The sequence below is a fragment of the Enterobacter sp. ODB01 genome (assembly GCF_001623605.1).
Classification (GTDB): domain Bacteria; phylum Pseudomonadota; class Gammaproteobacteria; order Enterobacterales; family Enterobacteriaceae; genus Enterobacter; species Enterobacter kobei.
The window spans coordinates 3715898-3732364 of record NZ_CP015227.1 but is presented as its reverse complement, the minus strand read 5'-3'; the positions used below and the strand labels follow the sequence as shown (position 1 = coordinate 3732364).

The window sequence follows — 16467 nt, the reverse complement described above, 5'->3', positions numbered from 1 at the left end:
CGTTGCCGTTTTGCTTTTACCTTCCGAACAAATCACGTTTCTTCGTCTTGAACGGCTGGGCAATCAGCACCAGCAACGCCACGATGAAGTAGGCGACAAAAATCCCCACCAGCCACTGTGGCATCTCCAGCGTCAGGAATTCCCACTGACGGACAGAGCAGTCACCGGATGCGACAAACACCTGCGGCAGCCATTTATCCAGCGGCAGCCAGCTCGGGAAGCGGGCGGCAAAATCACAGGTCATAAACGGTGACGGATGCAGCTGCATCATGGTGTGCTGCCAGGAGAGTTCAATTCCTTTCCAGGCGCTGTACAGCCAGATTGCAATACCCGCGTAGCGCAACGGCGATTTCGGGGCGATGGCGCCTACCAGGCCCGCACCCATAATGCCAAACAGGGCGCAGCGCTCGTAGATACAGAGCACGCAGGGTTTCAGCCCCATCACGTGCTGGAACCACAGCGCGACCATTTCCAGCGCAAAGGCGGTCAGGGCCATCAACAACCACGCTCCGCGACCGCGAGAGCACTGGTTTAAAAATCTCAACATAATCATTTCCCTGGAACATGCTTAGAAAGCGCAGTGTAAACGAATTCGTTTTTCGCGCCACCTGTACCTGACGAAATAAAACGTAATCGGATGTTTATCGTGCGAAAAGGCAAACGGGCAGCGAACTGCCCGAGAGGCCTCATTTAGTGCGCCGCAAGTATACCCGCTTGTATCAGCCATTGCGTACAGGGAATGAGGGTAATTTTGACGCAAAGCAATCCTACAATTGTGAGTACCAGCGTATAGGGCAGCGCCATCCAGACCATTCTTCCATAAGAAAGACGTATGAGTGGCGCAAGGGCAGAGGTCAGCAGGAACAGGAAGGCGGCTTGTCCATTTGGCGTCGCTACCGACGGCAGGTTAGTGCCGGTATTGATGGCCACGGCCAGCAGCTCAAACTGTCCTGCGTTAATAATGCCTTCTTCCATCGCGGATTTGGCTTCGTTGATGTAGACCGTCCCGACAAAGACGTTATCGGAGATGGACGACAGGAGGCCGTTGAACAGATAGAAGAGCGTAAGCTGCGCGTCTGGTGCAGCCTGCAGCACAAAGGTAATTATGGGGGCAAACAGATGCTGGTCGATAATCACCGCCACAACCGCAAAGAAGACCGCCAGCAGCGCGGTAAATGGCAGGGCTTCCGTAAACGCTTTGCCAATAGCATGCTCATCCGTTACGCCGCTAAAGGTGGTCGCAAGAATAATAACGGAGAGGCCAATCAACCCAACCTCTGCAAGATGCAACGCCAGCGCGACGATAAGCCAGACGCCAATGATACCCTGCGCAATCAGACGCAGCGTCTCTTGCCGCGTGCGCTGTTTGCGGCTCTGCTCGTCAAATTTATGCAGCTCACTGCGGACCGGCTCAGGCAGTTGCGCGCCGTAGCCGAATACCCTGAACTTTTCGACCAGAATGCAGGTTGCTAACCCGCAGATAAGGACAGGCACGCTCACGGGGGCCATGCGCAGGAAAAACTCGCCAAAATGCCATTCAGCCGCTTTGGCGATGATCAGGTTTTGCGGCTCACCCACCATGGTCATCACGCCGCCCAATGCAGTCCCTACGCCAGCATGCATCATCAGACTGCGCAGAAACGCGCGGAACTGCTCCAGCACCTCACGGTTATGCGCCTCAACGTGGCTGTCATCCTGCAAGTCTTCGCCCGGGCGGGACGAGGCCACACGGTGATAAATCCCGTAAAACCCGACGGCGACGCTGATCACCACCGCAACAACGGTCAAGGCATCCAGGAAGGCCGAAAGAAAGGCAGCAGCAAGGCAAAACGCCAGCGACAATACCGTTTTAGACGGAATGCTGAGCAACAGGCGAGTGAAGATAAACAGCAGCAGCTGTTTCATAAAGTAGATCCCGGCCACCATAAATATCAGCAGCAGGAGCACTTCCAGATTTGACGCCAGCTCTGCTTTTACATGCTCAGCAGACGTCATCCCGATGACCACTGCTTCAAAAGCCAGCAGACCGCCAGGCAGCAGAGGGTAACATTTTAGCGCCATTGCCAGGGTGAAGATAAACTCCGCCACCAGCAGCCATCCGGCGATAAACGGGTTCACGCTAAAAATAAGGGGGTTAACGACCAGGAAAACCAGCAGTATCAGTTTGTACCAGTCAGGAGACTGACCTAAAAAATTGCGCCACAGCGCGCGCCCAAAAGAAATTTCCACAACAGACGTCCTTCCCCGTCACGTAAAACAAAACATCAGTATACGCAAAATTGCGGCCCGGCGGCGGATAAGCGAGCATTGTAAATTTCATAAAAATGAAACGGCGATCCCTCTTTTCTCTCTTTACCGCGCTACCTGCCGCTGCATGCCTCTGGTATGATGAGTGCAATTTGCTAAAGCTGTGTAATGGAAATCTCACTATGGTCATTAAGGCGCAGAGCCCGGCGGGTTTCGCGGAAGAGTACATCATTGAAAGCATCTGGAATAATCGCTTCCCTGCAGGGTCCATTCTTCCGGCTGAACGCGAACTCTCTGAACTGATTGGCGTCACTCGCACCACGCTGCGTGAAGTGCTTCAGCGACTGGCGCGTGATGGATGGTTGACGATCCAGCACGGCAAGCCAACAAAAGTAAACAACTTCTGGGAAACCTCGGGGCTGAACATTCTTGAAACGCTGGCGCGCCTCGACCACGAAAGCGTACCGCAGCTCATTGATAATCTGCTCTCAGTGCGTACCAACATCGCGACGATCTTTATTCGTACCGCTTTCCGTCAGCACCCGGAAGATGCGCTTGCAGTGCTGGCCAGCGCAAACGAGGTCGAAGATCATGCCGATGCCTTTGCCACCCTCGATTACAACGTCTTCCGCGGTCTGGCGTTTGCCTCCGGCAACCCGATTTACGGTCTTATCCTCAACGGGATGAAAGGGCTCTATACCCGCATTGGTCGTCACTACTTTGCCAATCCCGAAGCGCGCAGTCTGGCACTGGGTTTCTACCATAAGCTCAGCAAGCTCTGCACCGAAGGGCTGCACGATCAGGTTTATGAAACCGTGCGTCGCTACGGTCATGATTCCGGTGAAATCTGGCATCGCATGCAAAAAACGCTGCCGGGCGATTTAGCGATTCAGAGTCGCTGAAAGAAAAACCTCTCAAGTGAGAGGTTTTTTTTCGCCCGGTGGCGCTTCGCTTACCGGGCCTACAAACCCGTAGGCCGGGTAAGGCGTAGCCGCCACCCGGCAAAAAACATTACAACGTATTCAACCGCGCCGGGCAACGTTCCAGCAGTTCTACGCTGCCGTCCTCATTCTGCTGTTCCAGCTGCACGTCAAAGCCCCACAGGCGGTGAACATGCTTCAGCACCTCTTTACGTCCTTTATCCAGCGGCGCGCGGTTGTGCGGGATATAACGCAGCGTCAGAGAACGGTCACCGCGTAAATCGACGTTCCAGACCTGAATATTGGGCTCAAGATTGCTCAGGTTGTACTGAGAAGAGAGCCGTGAGCGGATCTCGCGATACCCCTCTTCGTTATGAATCGCAGAAATCTCCAGGTAGTTGTTACGATCATCGTCCAGCACGGTGAAGAAGCGGAAATCACGCATGATCTTCGGCGACATAAACTGGCTGATAAAGCTCTCGTCCTTAAAATCGCGCATCGCAAAATGCAGCGTTTCAAGCCAGTCTGAACCGGCGATATCCGGGAACCAGTACTTGTCTTCTTCCGTTGGCGACTGACAGATACGCTTAATATCCTGGAACATCGCAAAGCCAAGCGCATACGGGTTAATCCCGCTGTACCACGGGCTGTTATAAGGCGGCTGAAACACGACGTTGGTATGGCTGTGGAGAAACTCCATCATGAACCGCTCGGTCACTTTCCCCTCGTCATACAGATGGTTGAGGATGGTGTAGTGCCAGAATGTCGCCCAGCCTTCGTTCATCACCTGCGTCTGTTTCTGCGGATAGAAATACTGGCTGACCTTGCGCACGATGCGCAGGATCTCACGCTGCCACGGCTCCAGCAGCGGGGCGTTTTTCTCCATAAAGTAGAGCAGGTTTTCCTGCGGCTCGGAGGGATAACGACGCGTCTCGGCGACGGCTTTCTCTTCCTCACGCTTCGGCAGGGTGCGCCACAGCATGTTCACCTGGCTTTGCAGATACTCTTCGCGGCTTTTCTGTCGGGCTTTCTCCTCCTGCAGGGAGATTTTCTGCGGGCGTTTGTAGCGGTCCACGCCGTAGTTCATCAGGGCGTGGCAGGAGTCGAGCAGTTTCTCCACCTCATCCACGCCATAACGCTCTTCGCAGTCGGTGATGTATTTACGCGCGAAGATCAGGTAATCAACGATGGAGCTGGCATCCGTCCAGCTGCGGAAGAGATAGTTATTTTTGAAAAACGAGTTATGGCCGTAACAGGCGTGGGCCATCACCAGCGCCTGCATGGTAATGGTGTTCTCTTCCATTAAATACGCAATACACGGATTGGAGTTAATCACAATCTCATACGCCAGCCCCTGCTGACCGTGTTTATACAGGCGCTCCGTTTCAATGAATTTTTTACCAAACGACCAGTGCGGATAGTTGATCGGCATCCCGACGCTGGAGTAAGCGTCCATCATCTGTTCAGAGGTAATCACCTCAATTTGATGGGGATAGGTATCCAGGCGATACAGTTTTGCCACCCGGTCGATTTCGGCGAGGTAGACATCCAGCAGCTCGAAGGTCCAGTCGGGTCCATCGCTCAGACGTGTGTTGTCCTTGTTCAGGGAATCAATAGTAGCCATTAGCGCGCCCTCGTTGTGGGTGCTCTCTCTGTCTGGAGAGCCTCCTTTCAAGCATAGATCAACGTGTTAAAAAGCGTGCCCGACAAGAAATTTTTTCTTTGCGATTTCCCGTTTTTGATACGGCAAAAAAAGCGACTCCTTCAGCATTTTATGCTGGTTAAAAATAAAGCTCAGCATGAGATCCCAAATTAGCACCATCCCCTGATACTGGGGGATGTGTGAGGCAAGTCACCATAAAAAAGTCGTATGTTGAATAATATTTTCAACTAGGTTATCAATCTGTAATTAGAAGATTGTTCTTTTGCACATTATGGAGTGGCTATGCGTGTTGTCATACTGGGAAGTGGTGTCGTTGGCGTAACCAGCGCCTGGTATTTAAGTCAGGCAGGACATGAAGTTACCGTTATCGATCGTGAATCCGGCCCGGCGCTTGAAACCAGTGCGGCGAATGCCGGGCAAATCTCTCCGGGGTATGCGGCGCCGTGGGCAGCCCCTGGCGTACCGCTGAAGGCGATCAAATGGATGTTCCAGCGCCATGCGCCGCTGGCCATCAGCCTTGACGGCACGCCGTTCCAGCTGAAGTGGATGTGGCAGATGCTGCGCAACTGCGATACCCGCCACTACATGGAAAACAAAGGGCGCATGGTGCGCCTGGCGGAATACAGCCGTGACTGTCTTAAGACCCTGCGCGCGTCGACCGGCATTGAGTACGAAGGCCGTCAGGGCGGCACGCTGCAGCTGTTCCGCACCGCGCAACAGTATGAAAACGCCACCCGCGACATCGCCGTGCTGAAGGATGCCGGCGTACCTTACCAGCTGCTGGAGGCCAGCCAGCTGGGGCAGGTGGAGCCTGCCCTGGCGGAAGTGGCGCATAAACTGACGGGCGGCCTGCGTCTTCCTAATGACGAAACCGGCGACTGTCAGCTCTTTACCCAGCGTCTGGCGCACATGTGCGAGCAGGCGGGGGTGAAATTCCGCTTTAACACCGCTGTCGACAAGCTGCTGTCGGAAGGGGAAAAAATTTACGGCGTGAAGTGTGGCGACGAGGTGATCAAAGCGGATGCTTACGTGATGGCGTTTGGCTCGTACTCCACCGCCATGCTGAAAGGTATTCTCGATATTCCTGTTTATCCGCTGAAGGGCTACTCGCTGACCATTCCGGTGAAAGAAGAGAGCGGCGCCCCGGTATCAACCATCCTGGATGAAACCTACAAAATCGCCATTACCCGCTTCGATAACCGCATCCGCGTGGGCGGCATGGCGGAAATTGTCGGCTTCAACACCGACCTCCTGCAGCCGCGTCGTGAAACGCTGGAGATGGTGGTGGGGGACCTGTTCCCGCGCGGGGGCTTTGTTGAGCAGGCGACATTCTGGACCGGTCTGCGTCCGATGACCCCGGACGGTACGCCGATTGTTGGCCGTACGCCGTTTAAAAATCTGTGGACCAATACCGGACACGGCACGCTGGGCTGGACGATGGCCTGCGGATCCGGTCAGCTGCTGAGCGACCTGATTTCCGGGCGCACGCCAGCCATTCCATTTGACGATTTAAGTGCGGCGCGCTATCAATCAGGGTTCACGCCATCGCGTCCACAGCATCTGCACGGCGCGCATAACTAAGGAGTTGTCATGTCCCGTCCTGTTCTGGCTCAGCTGGATCTGCAGGCCCTGAAGGAAAACCTGCAAATTGTTCGCCGGGCAGCACCTGGTTCGCGCGTCTGGTCGGTAGTCAAAGCGAATGCCTACGGCCACGGTATTGACCGTATCTGGAGCGCGCTCAGCGCCACCGACGGTTTTGCGTTGCTCAATCTGGAAGAGGCTATCCTGATGCGCGAACGCGGCTGGAAAGGGCCGATTTTGCTGCTGGAAGGGTTCTTCCACCCCGAGGATCTGCCGTTGCTGGATAAGTATCGTCTGACCACCAGCATTCACAGCAACTGGCAGATTAAAGCGATTCAGGATGCAAAACTCCACGCGCCGCTGGATATCTATCTCAAGGTAAACAGCGGCATGAACCGTCTGGGCTTTCAGCCTGAGCGGGTACATACGGTCTGGCAACAGCTGCGCGCCCTGAAAAATGTGGGCGAAATGACGCTGATGGCGCACTTTGCCGATGCGGAAAAACCGGACGGCATTGCCGATGCCATGGTCCGCATTGAGCAGGCGGCAGAAGGGCTGGACTGTCCGCGCTCGCTGTCGAACTCTGCGGCGACGCTTTGGCATCCCGAAGCGCATTATAACTGGGTGCGTCCGGGGATCGTTCTGTATGGTGCATCCCCGTCCGGTCAATGGCAGGATATCGCCAACAGCGGCCTGAAGCCGGTGATGTCCCTGCGCAGTGAGATTATCGGCGTGCAGACGCTGAAGGCGGGCGACACGGTGGGCTATGGCAGCCGCTACCGGGCGCAGGGCGAACAGCGAATTGGTATTGTGGCAGGCGGGTATGCCGACGGCTATCCGCGCATCGCGCCAACCGGTACGCCTGTCTGGGTGGACGGCGTCCGTACGGGCACGGTGGGGACCGTGTCAATGGATATGCTGGCGGTTGACCTCACGCCGTGTCCGCAGGCGGGCATCGGTTCACCGGTTGAGCTGTGGGGCAATGAAGTCAAAATTGATGACGTGGCCGCGGCGGCGGGAACGGTGGGGTATGAATTGATGTGCGCCCTGGCGCCGAGAGTGCCAGTTGTGACGGTGTAACGTGTTCTTATGCCGGGTAAGGCGCAGCCGCCACCCGGCATAAACCCGCTACTCTGCGTCCTCTTCCATCGGCCGCAAACCGACTTTCCGCACCGCGTTATCTTCTTTTTCGGCAACGGTCCAGATCATCCCGGCAAATTCCACCTGATCGCCGACGACCGGCGCAGCGCCAAGTCGTTGCTGGATGATTTCGCCCAGCGTTTGCTGGTTATCACCGTCTTCAGCACCTTCATCCAGACCGTAAATCAGCGCCACATCCGCAAATTTGGCGCTGGCTTCCAGAATAAAATCGCCGAAGAAACGCTGGTCCAGCGCCACCGGAGGCGACTGGCTGAACAACTTGCCCAGCGCGGGCAGATCGCGCTCGCGGCCAATCACGCACAAAATATCCCCTTCGCGAAGCCGGGTGCTGCCGGTAGGGTGTTGCAGGACATTATCGCGAAACAGCGCGGCAATCCGCGTTTCGGCCGGCATGTGCAAATCGCGCAGCGATGCCCCTACGCACCACTTGTCGGCGCTCAGTTGATAGACGAACTGTTCCCACGGGTTCTCCGGATGAATATCGAGCCCCACGCGGGACACCGGCCAGCCCACGGGCGGGACCACCACTTTGGCTTTTTTCGCCGCCCATCCGAGCGATGTCCCCTGGAACAGCAGTGAAATCAGCACCACGAAGAACGCCACGTTAAAGAACAGTCGTGCGTTATCCAGCCCGGCCATCATCGGGAAGACGGCAAGGATGATCGGCACCGCGCCACGCAGGCCCACCCAGCTGATAAAGACACGCTCGCGCAGGTTGAAGCCGCGAAACGGCAGCAGACCGGCAAACACCGACAGCGGACGGGCGAAGAAGATCATCCACGCAGACAGCAGCAGCGCCGGAATGGCAATCGGCAGCAGATCCGAGGGCGTAACCAGCAGGCCCAGCACCAGGAACATGCCGATTTGTGCCAGCCAGGCAAGACCGTCGAAGTTTTGCAAAATAGCGTGACGGTTGCGGATAGGGCGGTTACCCATCAGGAATCCGCAGAGGTAGACCGCGAGAATACCGCTGCCGTCCAGAGCGGTGGTCACGGCAAAAATCAGGATCCCGCCGCTCAGCGCCAGCAGTGGGTACAGCCCCGAGGGCAGCGAGATGCGGTTAATCATCTGCTGTAACAGGTATCCCCCCGCCAGACCTATCAGTATCCCCAGGCCGAACTGCTGCAGGATATGCCACGCGAACATCCAGCTCAGCCCGGTCTCGTGCTGCTGGATCATCTCGATCAGCGTGATGGTCAGGAACACCGCCATCGGGTCGTTACTGCCGGATTCAATCTCAAGCGTTGAGCCGACACGTTCGTTAAGCCCTTTTCCACCGAGCAGGGAAAACACGGCTGCCGCGTCGGTTGAGCCGACAATCGCGCCAATCAGCAAACCTTCCATGATATTCAGATGGAAAAGCCACGCAGCCATCATCCCGGTGAGGCCAGAGGTAATTAACACGCCGACCGTGGCAAGTGAAAGCGCAGGCCCCAGGGCCACGCGGAAGGAGCTCGCCTGCGTACGCATGCCGCCGTCAAGCAGGATCACCGCCAGGGCGAGGTTACTCACCATGTAGGCAAAAGGGTAGTTATCGAATGGGATACCGCCGATGCCATCAATGCCAGCCAGCATGCCGATAGCAAGGAAAATAACAAGAATAGGTATGCCGAGACGCGATGAAAATGAACTTAATAAAATACTGCTGGTTACAAGGACAGAACCCAAAATGAAAAGGCTGATTATCGCTGCGGCATCCAATGTTCTCTTACTCCCACCTCAATGTTAACGCTGTTACTAAAACCCTAACATATTAACGTCGGTAACAGCGTTTTATTAAGGCGGTTTAACGGATTTTTTACCCCTTTATGACCGGATGGCCGCTGATGGCGAGCTGGCTTCCGCCATCATCATGCTTCAGCCTGGCGTGCGCCCCCAGCGCAAGAGTGACGGTTTGCTGCTCATGGCCGAAATCCAGCCCGGTGATGACGGGAATGTCCAGCCGGGAGCGGATGAAATCGACCATGGTTTCCAGCGAGTAGCCCGCGTCATAGTCATTGGGGGCTGCGCCGCTAAAGCTGCCCAGCACAATCGCGGACTGGCGTTCAAGAATACCGGCATGATAGAGCTGCAAGAGCATGCGCTCGACGCGGAACGGATGTTCGTTGATATCTTCCAGCACCAGAATGCCGTCTTCGATGTCCGGCATCCACGGCGTGCCGATGAGCGAGACCAGCATCGCCAGGTTTCCGCCCCAGAGCTGACCTTCACACTCCCAGTGCGGTCCGTTGCCTTGCCACTCCACGCTGTAGGTGGGATTACGCAGCGCGCGCCAGAAGTGTTCCATGGTAAACGCATCCAGCTCTGGCGCGCCGAAGTTACCGGCCAGCATTGGGCCGCTAAACGTGATGATATTGTGCAGGGCCAGAAGACCTAGCTGGATGACGGTGAAATCGCTGTGGCCGCAAATCAGCAGCGGATCCTGCTGCTGGCGCTGCGCCAGGCCCTGCCAGTCAATGCTCTCCAGCAGCCTGCTCGCCCCGTAGCCGCCGCGCACGGCAAGGACGATGCGATCCTTACCCTTCAGACTCACCAGGCTATTGATATCATTCAGCCTCTGCGCTTCCGTTCCGGCAAAACGCTGCTGGCGGCGGGGGATAATTGTCTGATTTTCTACCTGATGACCAGATTCCAGTAAGCGCTGAACGCCCCGCTGTGCCGCGTCCTGGTTAATGCAGTAGCCCGACGGCGCGATGAGATGAAACTGAGACATGGCAATTCCTTGCTGAATGAGAAACTAATTGTCTATATCATGCCGCGTATACGCTGCCTGCTTCAAGGGCGGCGCACCGCGATGACCGGCTATAAGGATAGATGACGTGAAATTGAGATGGTTTGCTTTTTTGATTGTGCTGCTGGCTGGCTGTAGTTCAAAACATGATTATCAAAACCCGCCCTGGAACCCGGAAGTGCCGGTGAAACGGGCTATGCAGTGGATGCCAATCAGTGAACAAGCCGGGAAGGCCTGGGGCGTGAGCCCGCGTCTGATCACCGCGATTATTGCGGTGGAGTCCGGCGGTAATCCTACGCTCGTCAGCAAATCCAACGCGGTGGGACTGATGCAGCTTAAGGCTTCAACGGCGGGGAGAGAGGTCTACCGCTACATGGGCTGGAGAGGACAGCCGTCGACCAGCGAGCTGAAGAACCCGGAACGCAACATTTCCATGGGTACCGCGTATCTGAGCATTCTGGAACATGGCGTGCTGAAGGGCATCGAGGATCCGGAAGTGATGCAATACGCGCTGGTGGTCTCATACGTGAACGGTGCAGGGGCGCTGCTCAGAACTTTCTCCTCTGACCGTAAAGAGGCGATAGACGAGATCAACGGCATGGACAAAGATGAGTTCGTCGAGCATGTCGCGAAGAATCATCCGGCACCACAGGCGCCTCGTTATATCTGGAAAGTACAGAAAGCGATGGATGCCATGTAATGCCGCAAACGGGCGGCGGTTGCGCTGCCCGATTTTTTCACAGGACTTTATTTGCACGTTCCCGAGCTTCACGCTCCAGCGAGTAGATAATACGCTGCAGCTCGCGCTCAGCGCCTGGCCCGACGTTCAGGAAACGGAAGCTCAGACGCGGCGTGGTAATCGTTTCGTTTTTGCTGTCCACCACTGTGCGCTCGCTGATGGCAATCAGCTGTGCATCGAAATAAAAGCGACCCCAGCCGCCCATATCGAGCTCAATTTGGGTAAAACGCATGCCTTCTACCAGTCCGTCCGGTTTCGCTGAATCCAGCAACGCGCCCATTCCGCCCAGCGACAGGTCAAAGAGACGGAAACGAAGCTCTTTTTTGTCCGGCATTTTGGCCTTACAAAAATAGGCAGGGTGAAGCGGGGCGCTGATGCGGAAGTATTCACGACGCTGGACAAACCAGAGGTTGCCCGGAAGAGGGGTCACAAAAGCGGGAAGTCCCTGATATTCGCTCAGTTCCAGTCGCGGCAGGACAAACTCCACTTTGGCTCCATGGGTTTCGGCCATTACCGCAATATGTTCCGCTCTTAGCGCAGCGCGGTTTTCATACTCCTGGCTGCCCAGGTCAACAATCAGTCGCTCCTGCGAAACGTCAAGGATCTTGCTGATAAACTGATTATTTGACCAGCTGATGCGCAACGGCACTTCGCCTTTTTGCAGGTCGCGTAATACCCCTAATACAGCCAGCGGATTTTGCTTGAGGAACTGCTCACTGTAATGACTCACGCCGGATGGCTCCTTGATTAATGACAGACTGTCTGAGCGTTATCGGCAATCCACACTCAAACTTAATACAAACCGGTGAGTTTTTTTTATTGCTGCACGCAAGATAAGTCGGTGAGAGGAAAATGGTTTTATGCTGATGACCTATACTTACGTTAGCTGTGCAGAAGGTTTTCTGCACATGCGTTAAACCTGAAAGAGGGCATCGCTATGGGTATCATCGCCTGGATTATCTTTGGTCTTATCGCTGGCGCTATCGCTAAACTCATCATGCCGGGAAACGATGGCGGCGGCTTCATTTTGACCTGTGTTCTCGGGGTTGTTGGTGCGGTTGTGGGCGGCTGGCTGGCGACGATGTTTGGCTTTGGAGGCAACATCAGTGGTTTTGACATGCACAGTTTCCTCGTTGCTGTCGTCGGTGCCATTGTTGTGCTGGGCATATTCAGGTTACTGCGACGAGCCTAAAATGACATAGCGGCTCTCTGCGGAGGGCCGTTTTTTTTGCCTGAATCTTGATTTGTTAATCGAAATGATAATAATTGTCGTTCCGTATTGCATCTAACAATAAGACGACATTATGAACTCCTCACGTTTTACGTTATGCGCTCTGGCCGGTGCCGTCACGCTGGCATTGCAGGTCCAGGCTTTCGCCGAAGAATCTACCATCGTCGTCACGGGCTCAGAGCAGGGCAGCGCGCTGCCGGCCTGGACGAACAGCGCCACGAAATCGGCCGTTGCCGAAAGTAAAACGCCCCAGGTCATCAATACGCTTTCTGCCCCGGAAATTGAAAAGCGTCATGCGAACTCCGTGAATGAAATCCTGCGCTATGCCCCGGGCGTCTCAACCGAAGTGCGCGGTAATACCTCCTACATGAGCGAATACAAAATTCGTGGCTTTACCGTCGATCAGGAGTTCTATAACGGATTGCAGTTGCCCTATAACGTCACCGGCAATACCAAGGCTCGTATCGATCCGCTGTTGATTGACAGCGTCGATATCCTGAAAGGGCCTTCATCGGTGCTTTACGGCGGTGGTTCGCCGGGCGGGCTGGTGAATATTCAAAGTAAAAAACCGCAGCGGGAAGCGCGAACGGAGGTCGGTTTTAATACCGGTAACCGCAACCTGAAAGAGGGCTATCTCGACTCAACGGGGCAGATAGCCGACAGCGACTGGAATTACCGTCTGCTGGGCAAGGCGACGGAGAATGACGATCAGCCGCACACCACCCGGTATGAAAATTACCTGGTCGCCCCGTCCGTCACCTGGCAACCCGACAGCAAAACCCGTCTCACGCTCGATGCGCTGGCGCAAAACTCCCCGAGCCTGACGCCGTCAAATCCGCTCCCGCTGTCTTATCTGCGCTCGAAATATGCCGATCGCCGTGATTACGCCGGAGATGAATGGAGTGGGTTTAAGCAGCGCCAGTGGATGCTGGGCTATAGCTTTGAACACGAGTTTGACAGCGGCTGGGGCTTTAACCAGAAAGCGCGCTATTTTGACGTCGATACCCACCAGCGCAGCGTCTATGCGACAGGAACGGGGAGTGAGGTTTATCAGCTCAACCGCTTTGCTTACACCACCGCTGAAGATCTTAAGAGCTTCAACATCGACAACCAGGTGACGAAAACCGTTGCGCTGGGTGAATGGCAGCACCATCTGCTGGCCGGGTTTGACTATCAGAAGATGAACTCGCATTTCCACTACCGTTACGCGTCGGCCACGCCAGGCATGGACATGCGCGATCCTGACTATGCGCAAATCAGCGAAGGCGCATTGGGGCTCTACACCGCCCAGAAGAATCGCCTCAGCTATCAGCAGAACGGTTACTACCTGCAGGATCAGGTGGAATTCGGTGGCTTAAATCTGTTGGGTAGCCTGCGCTACGACGATTACCGCTCCGTCACCACCGATTACCTGAAAAACGGGGATAAAGCCTGGGTGTCGCAGGACCGCGTCACCAAACGTCTGGGCGCGCTTTACGCCTTCGATAACGGTGTTTCACCGTTTATCAGTTATTCCGAAGGTTTTGCGCCGGTGTCACCGCAGGGAACGCTCACGGCAAAAGACGTCAAACCGACCACCAGCAAGCAGGTGGAAGGCGGGGTAAAATATCTGCTGGCTGAATACGCCACCACCTTTACCGCCTCAGTGTTTAACATCCGGCAGAAAAACGTTGTCACCTCCGATCCGGGCTTCCTGAATTATCGTCAGACCGGGGAAGTGGAATCCAAAGGGGCAGAGCTCTCCGCCATCAGCCGTCCGACGGACAACCTGACGCTGATTGCCAACTATGCCTACACCCATGCGATCAATACCGAAGATGATAAATACCAGGGTAAACGTCCAACTCAGGTGCCGGAGAACGCTTTCAATCTGTGGGGGGACTACACTTTCGAGAGTACGCCGCTGAAAGGACTGATGCTGGGGGCTGGGGCACGCTACACCGGTCCGATGGAAATTTCACCGGCTAACGATGCGGGTAAACTGGGCGGCACCACGCAGTACGATCTGGCGGCCTCGTACCGGATGGGCGAAATCCTGCCTTCGCTGGCGGGACTGACGCTTAAGGCGAGTATGCAGAACATCACCAATAAAGAGACGCTGACCTGCTACGACGCAACCAACTGCTGGATTGGGCGTGACAGGACGTATCAGCTAGGGGCGAGCTACAGCTTCTGACTGCCCGGTGGCGCTGCGCTTACCGGGCCTGCAAACCCAACGCAGGCCCGGTAAGGCGTAGCCGCCACCCGGCAATACCCACTTACTGCGCCGAGGCTTTCACCGGCGCCGCCTCGTCATTCGCCGCAGGCTGATTTTCCGGCACGCTGTCACACGGTTTTTCTTTTGGACAGACCAGATCCAGCATTTTCAGCGTCACGCCATTACTCCAGCCGAACCCATCCTGCAGCGGGTACTCGCCACCGCCGCCGCCCGTACCGGTTGTTGATACGTCATATTTCTCCACCAGTTTCTTCTCGCGGTCGTAAGTGTGCTGCACGTTCTTCAGGAAGCGCCAGGTGACATCCATCGCCACCTTATCCTGCCCGTAATTCTGCAACCCTTCCGTCGCCACCCACTGCAGCGGAGCCCAGCCGTTTGGGGCATCCCACTGCTGTCCGCTGTTGATAGTGGTGGTGGTAATGCCGCCTGGTTTCAACAGGCGCGCGGAGGCCGCCGCGGAAACTTTATCGGCACGCTCCTGCGACGCCGCCTTCACGTAGAGCGGGAAGAGAGCGGCCGCGGTAAGCTGATTACGCACCTTCTTACTCTTGAGGTCGTAATCGGCATACCAGCCCTCTTTATCATTCCACAGGTGATTCTCAATGGCTTTCTGACGCGCGGTCGCCAGCGCCTCGTATTGACTCGCCGCGGCGCTGTCGCCTGAATCCTGGCTTGCCCGCGCGAGCAGTTTTTCCATTTTAAACATCAGTGCGTTCAGATCGACGGGCACGATGCTGGTGGTGCGGATCGTGCCGAGTTTTTGCGGATCGTCCATCCAGCGGGAGCTAAAGTCCCAGCCCGAAGCCGCTGCGGAGCGCAAATCACGGTAGATCTCAGTCGCAGGTCGGTTAGGGTTGTTTTTGGCGGTATTGACGTCGTCAAGCCAGGACTCGGGGCGCGGAGTATCGCGGTCATCCCAGTAGCGGTTGAGCACCGAACCGTCATCCAGCTTCACCACGCGCTGGTTAGCTTGCCCTGGCTGAAGAGAATCCACCCCCTCCATCCAGTAGGCGTACTCTTTTTCCATCTGCGGGCGATATTTCTTTAGCGCATCGCTGTCGTGCGTCGCCAGCAGTTCCACCATCATGGAGAAGAACGGCGGCTGGGAGCGGCTCAGGTAGTAGCTGCGGTTGCCGTTGGGGATATGTCCAAAGGTATCAATCTCCCAGGCGAAGTTATCCACCATATCGCTGATTTTGTCCCAGTGGCCGCTTTCCGCGAGACCCAGCATGGTGAAATAGCTGTCCCAGTAGTAGACCTCGCGGAAGCGTCCGCCGGGCACAACGTAAGGCTTCGGTAACGGCAGCAAGGAATCCCATTTATTACTGGCTTTATCGGTGGTACGCGTCAGTACGGGCCAGAGGTCGTCAATATGCTCGCGTAAACTTTGTCCTGCGGGCGGAACATACTTTTCGCCTTCCGCAGGCAGCGTGAAGTTCATCTCTACAAAGTGGCGCAGATCAAAGCTGGACTGGGTGTGCTGCATCCGGTAATCCGCCAGGATCATCAGCGGATCGCTTTTGGGGACGGCATCAGCGAAGGTTTTCTGATCGGGAAACAGTTTGGCACTTTGCACATCATTAAAGAGAGGGCCAAGTAAAATATCGGGGGAATTTTTCTGGAACGCAGGCTGTTCATCAGCATAACTCAATGTCGTCGCACCGAGCAGCGCGCCTCCCAGCGCGAGGTGCAAAAGAGCAGGGCGTAAAGTGCGAGGTCTTATCATCTGTTCGTCTCCTGTATTCGCTCAGCAGCGTGACCGCTGTTATCAATCACCTGAAAACCTTAGACGAATATCGACCGCTTCGCGTGTTCAATATCCCATTTTGCGCAGAACCAGACAATTTACCGCTTCGCCCGTCCGGTCCGGCCGGGAGAAATTTGTTGTGCAAATGAAATTAAAAGAATTATGCCTTTAAATAATCATATATATTGCACGTTAAAATATACATAAACCTAATGAAATAAGAGTGTGA

12 protein-coding genes and 2 pseudogenes are annotated in these 16467 nt (G+C 55.5%); 7 read left to right on the top strand and 7 right to left on the bottom strand.

From position 1 onward, the window contains the following. Nucleotides 1-16: 16 nt before the first annotated feature. Together dsbB and nhaB are read right to left on the bottom strand one after the other, a co-directional pair. Nucleotides 17-547, bottom strand: a complete 531-nt coding sequence (gene dsbB / locus A4308_RS17675) for a disulfide bond formation protein DsbB (RefSeq protein ID WP_045281193.1) — start codon at nt 545-547, stop codon at nt 17-19. 143 nt (nt 548-690) lie between these two features. After that, on the bottom strand, nt 691-2229 hold the full coding sequence (gene nhaB / locus A4308_RS17670; RefSeq protein ID WP_023330627.1) for a Na(+)/H(+) antiporter NhaB: 1539 nt from the start codon (nt 2227-2229) through the stop codon (nt 691-693). A gap of 200 nt (nt 2230-2429) precedes the next feature. On the opposite strand from nhaB, the gene fadR reads away from it, so the two are divergent. Then, nucleotides 2430-3149, top strand: a complete 720-nt coding sequence (fadR, locus tag A4308_RS17665; RefSeq protein WP_014884259.1) for a fatty acid metabolism transcriptional regulator FadR — start codon at nt 2430-2432, stop codon at nt 3147-3149. A gap of 109 nt (nt 3150-3258) precedes the next feature. On the opposite strand, the gene A4308_RS17660 is transcribed toward fadR, so the two are convergent. Further along, on the bottom strand, nt 3259-4791 hold the full coding sequence (locus A4308_RS17660; protein ID WP_014884258.1) for a SpoVR family protein: 1533 nt from the start codon (nt 4789-4791) through the stop codon (nt 3259-3261). Nucleotides 4792-5112: 321 nt separating this feature from the next. Between A4308_RS17660 and A4308_RS17650 the strand changes: the two genes are divergently transcribed. From A4308_RS17650 to A4308_RS23020, 3 genes and pseudogenes are all read left to right on the top strand, one after another. Next, nucleotides 5113-6411: a D-amino acid dehydrogenase gene (locus A4308_RS17650; RefSeq protein WP_045281194.1), complete on the top strand. Its 1299-nt coding sequence runs from the start codon at nt 5113-5115 to the stop codon at nt 6409-6411. A 9-nt stretch (nt 6412-6420) separates the two neighbouring features. Next, nucleotides 6421-7491, top strand: coding sequence for a catabolic alanine racemase DadX (gene dadX / locus A4308_RS17645; RefSeq protein ID WP_063308691.1), 1071 nt, complete (start codon nt 6421-6423; stop codon nt 7489-7491). Nucleotides 7492-7500: 9 nt separating this feature from the next. Beyond that, nucleotides 7501-7602: pseudogene (locus tag A4308_RS23020) on the top strand (hypothetical protein); the annotation flags it as partial. Nucleotides 7603-7605: 3 nt separating this feature from the next. On the opposite strand, the pseudogene A4308_RS17640 reads toward A4308_RS23020, so the two are convergent. Further along, a pseudogene (locus tag A4308_RS17640) lies at nt 7606-9240 on the bottom strand (potassium/proton antiporter); the annotation flags it as partial. A gap of 130 nt (nt 9241-9370) precedes the next feature. Next, nucleotides 9371-10285, bottom strand: coding sequence for a muramoyltetrapeptide carboxypeptidase (ldcA, locus tag A4308_RS17635; RefSeq protein WP_045281196.1), 915 nt, complete (start codon nt 10283-10285; stop codon nt 9371-9373). A 106-nt stretch (nt 10286-10391) separates the two neighbouring features. Here ldcA and emtA point away from each other — a divergent pair, with 106 nt between their 5' ends. Next, on the top strand, nt 10392-11003 hold the full coding sequence (gene emtA / locus A4308_RS17630) for a membrane-bound lytic murein transglycosylase EmtA (RefSeq protein WP_045281197.1): 612 nt from the start codon (nt 10392-10394) through the stop codon (nt 11001-11003). 37 nt (nt 11004-11040) lie between these two features. Here the strand turns inward: emtA and ycgR are convergent, their stop codons facing one another. Beyond that, a complete protein-coding gene (gene ycgR / locus A4308_RS17625; protein ID WP_014884252.1) occupies nt 11041-11772 on the bottom strand; it encodes a flagellar brake protein YcgR in 732 nt (243 codons plus the stop codon). Nucleotides 11773-11979: 207 nt separating this feature from the next. Between ycgR and A4308_RS17620 the strand changes: the two genes are divergently transcribed. After that, nucleotides 11980-12234 (top strand): GlsB/YeaQ/YmgE family stress response membrane protein, encoded by a 255-nt coding sequence (locus A4308_RS17620; protein ID WP_014884251.1) that lies wholly within the window; start codon nt 11980-11982, stop codon nt 12232-12234. Nucleotides 12235-12346: 112 nt separating this feature from the next. Beyond that, nucleotides 12347-14449 carry a TonB-dependent siderophore receptor gene (locus tag A4308_RS17615; protein WP_045281198.1) on the top strand — a complete coding sequence of 701 codons (2103 nt, stop codon included), beginning with the start codon at nt 12347-12349 and terminating at the stop codon, nt 14447-14449. A gap of 82 nt (nt 14450-14531) precedes the next feature. Here A4308_RS17615 and A4308_RS17610 read toward each other — a convergent pair whose 3' ends face one another. Further along, the gene (locus A4308_RS17610) at nt 14532-16217 is read right to left on the bottom strand and encodes an alpha,alpha-trehalase (protein WP_045281199.1); all 1686 of its coding nucleotides are present in this window, start codon (nt 16215-16217) and stop codon (nt 14532-14534) included. Between the last annotated feature and the right edge of the window lie 250 nt (nt 16218-16467).

Coding starts and splice junctions, on each gene's coding strand:
- dsbB (WP_045281193.1), bottom strand. CDS start 547: ATGTTGAGATTTTTAAACCAGTGCTCTCGCGGTCGCGGAGCGTGGTTG.
- fadR (WP_014884259.1), top strand. CDS start 2,430: ATGGTCATTAAGGCGCAGAGCCCGGCGGGTTTCGCGGAAGAGTACATC.
- A4308_RS17660 (WP_014884258.1), bottom strand. CDS start 4,791: ATGGCTACTATTGATTCCCTGAACAAGGACAACACACGTCTGAGCGAT.
- A4308_RS17650 (WP_045281194.1), top strand. CDS start 5,113: ATGCGTGTTGTCATACTGGGAAGTGGTGTCGTTGGCGTAACCAGCGCC.
- dadX (WP_063308691.1), top strand. CDS start 6,421: ATGTCCCGTCCTGTTCTGGCTCAGCTGGATCTGCAGGCCCTGAAGGAA.
- ldcA (WP_045281196.1), bottom strand. CDS start 10,285: ATGTCTCAGTTTCATCTCATCGCGCCGTCGGGCTACTGCATTAACCAG.
- A4308_RS17620 (WP_014884251.1), top strand. CDS start 11,980: ATGGGTATCATCGCCTGGATTATCTTTGGTCTTATCGCTGGCGCTATC.
- A4308_RS17615 (WP_045281198.1), top strand. CDS start 12,347: ATGAACTCCTCACGTTTTACGTTATGCGCTCTGGCCGGTGCCGTCACG.
- A4308_RS17610 (WP_045281199.1), bottom strand. CDS start 16,217: ATGATAAGACCTCGCACTTTACGCCCTGCTCTTTTGCACCTCGCGCTG.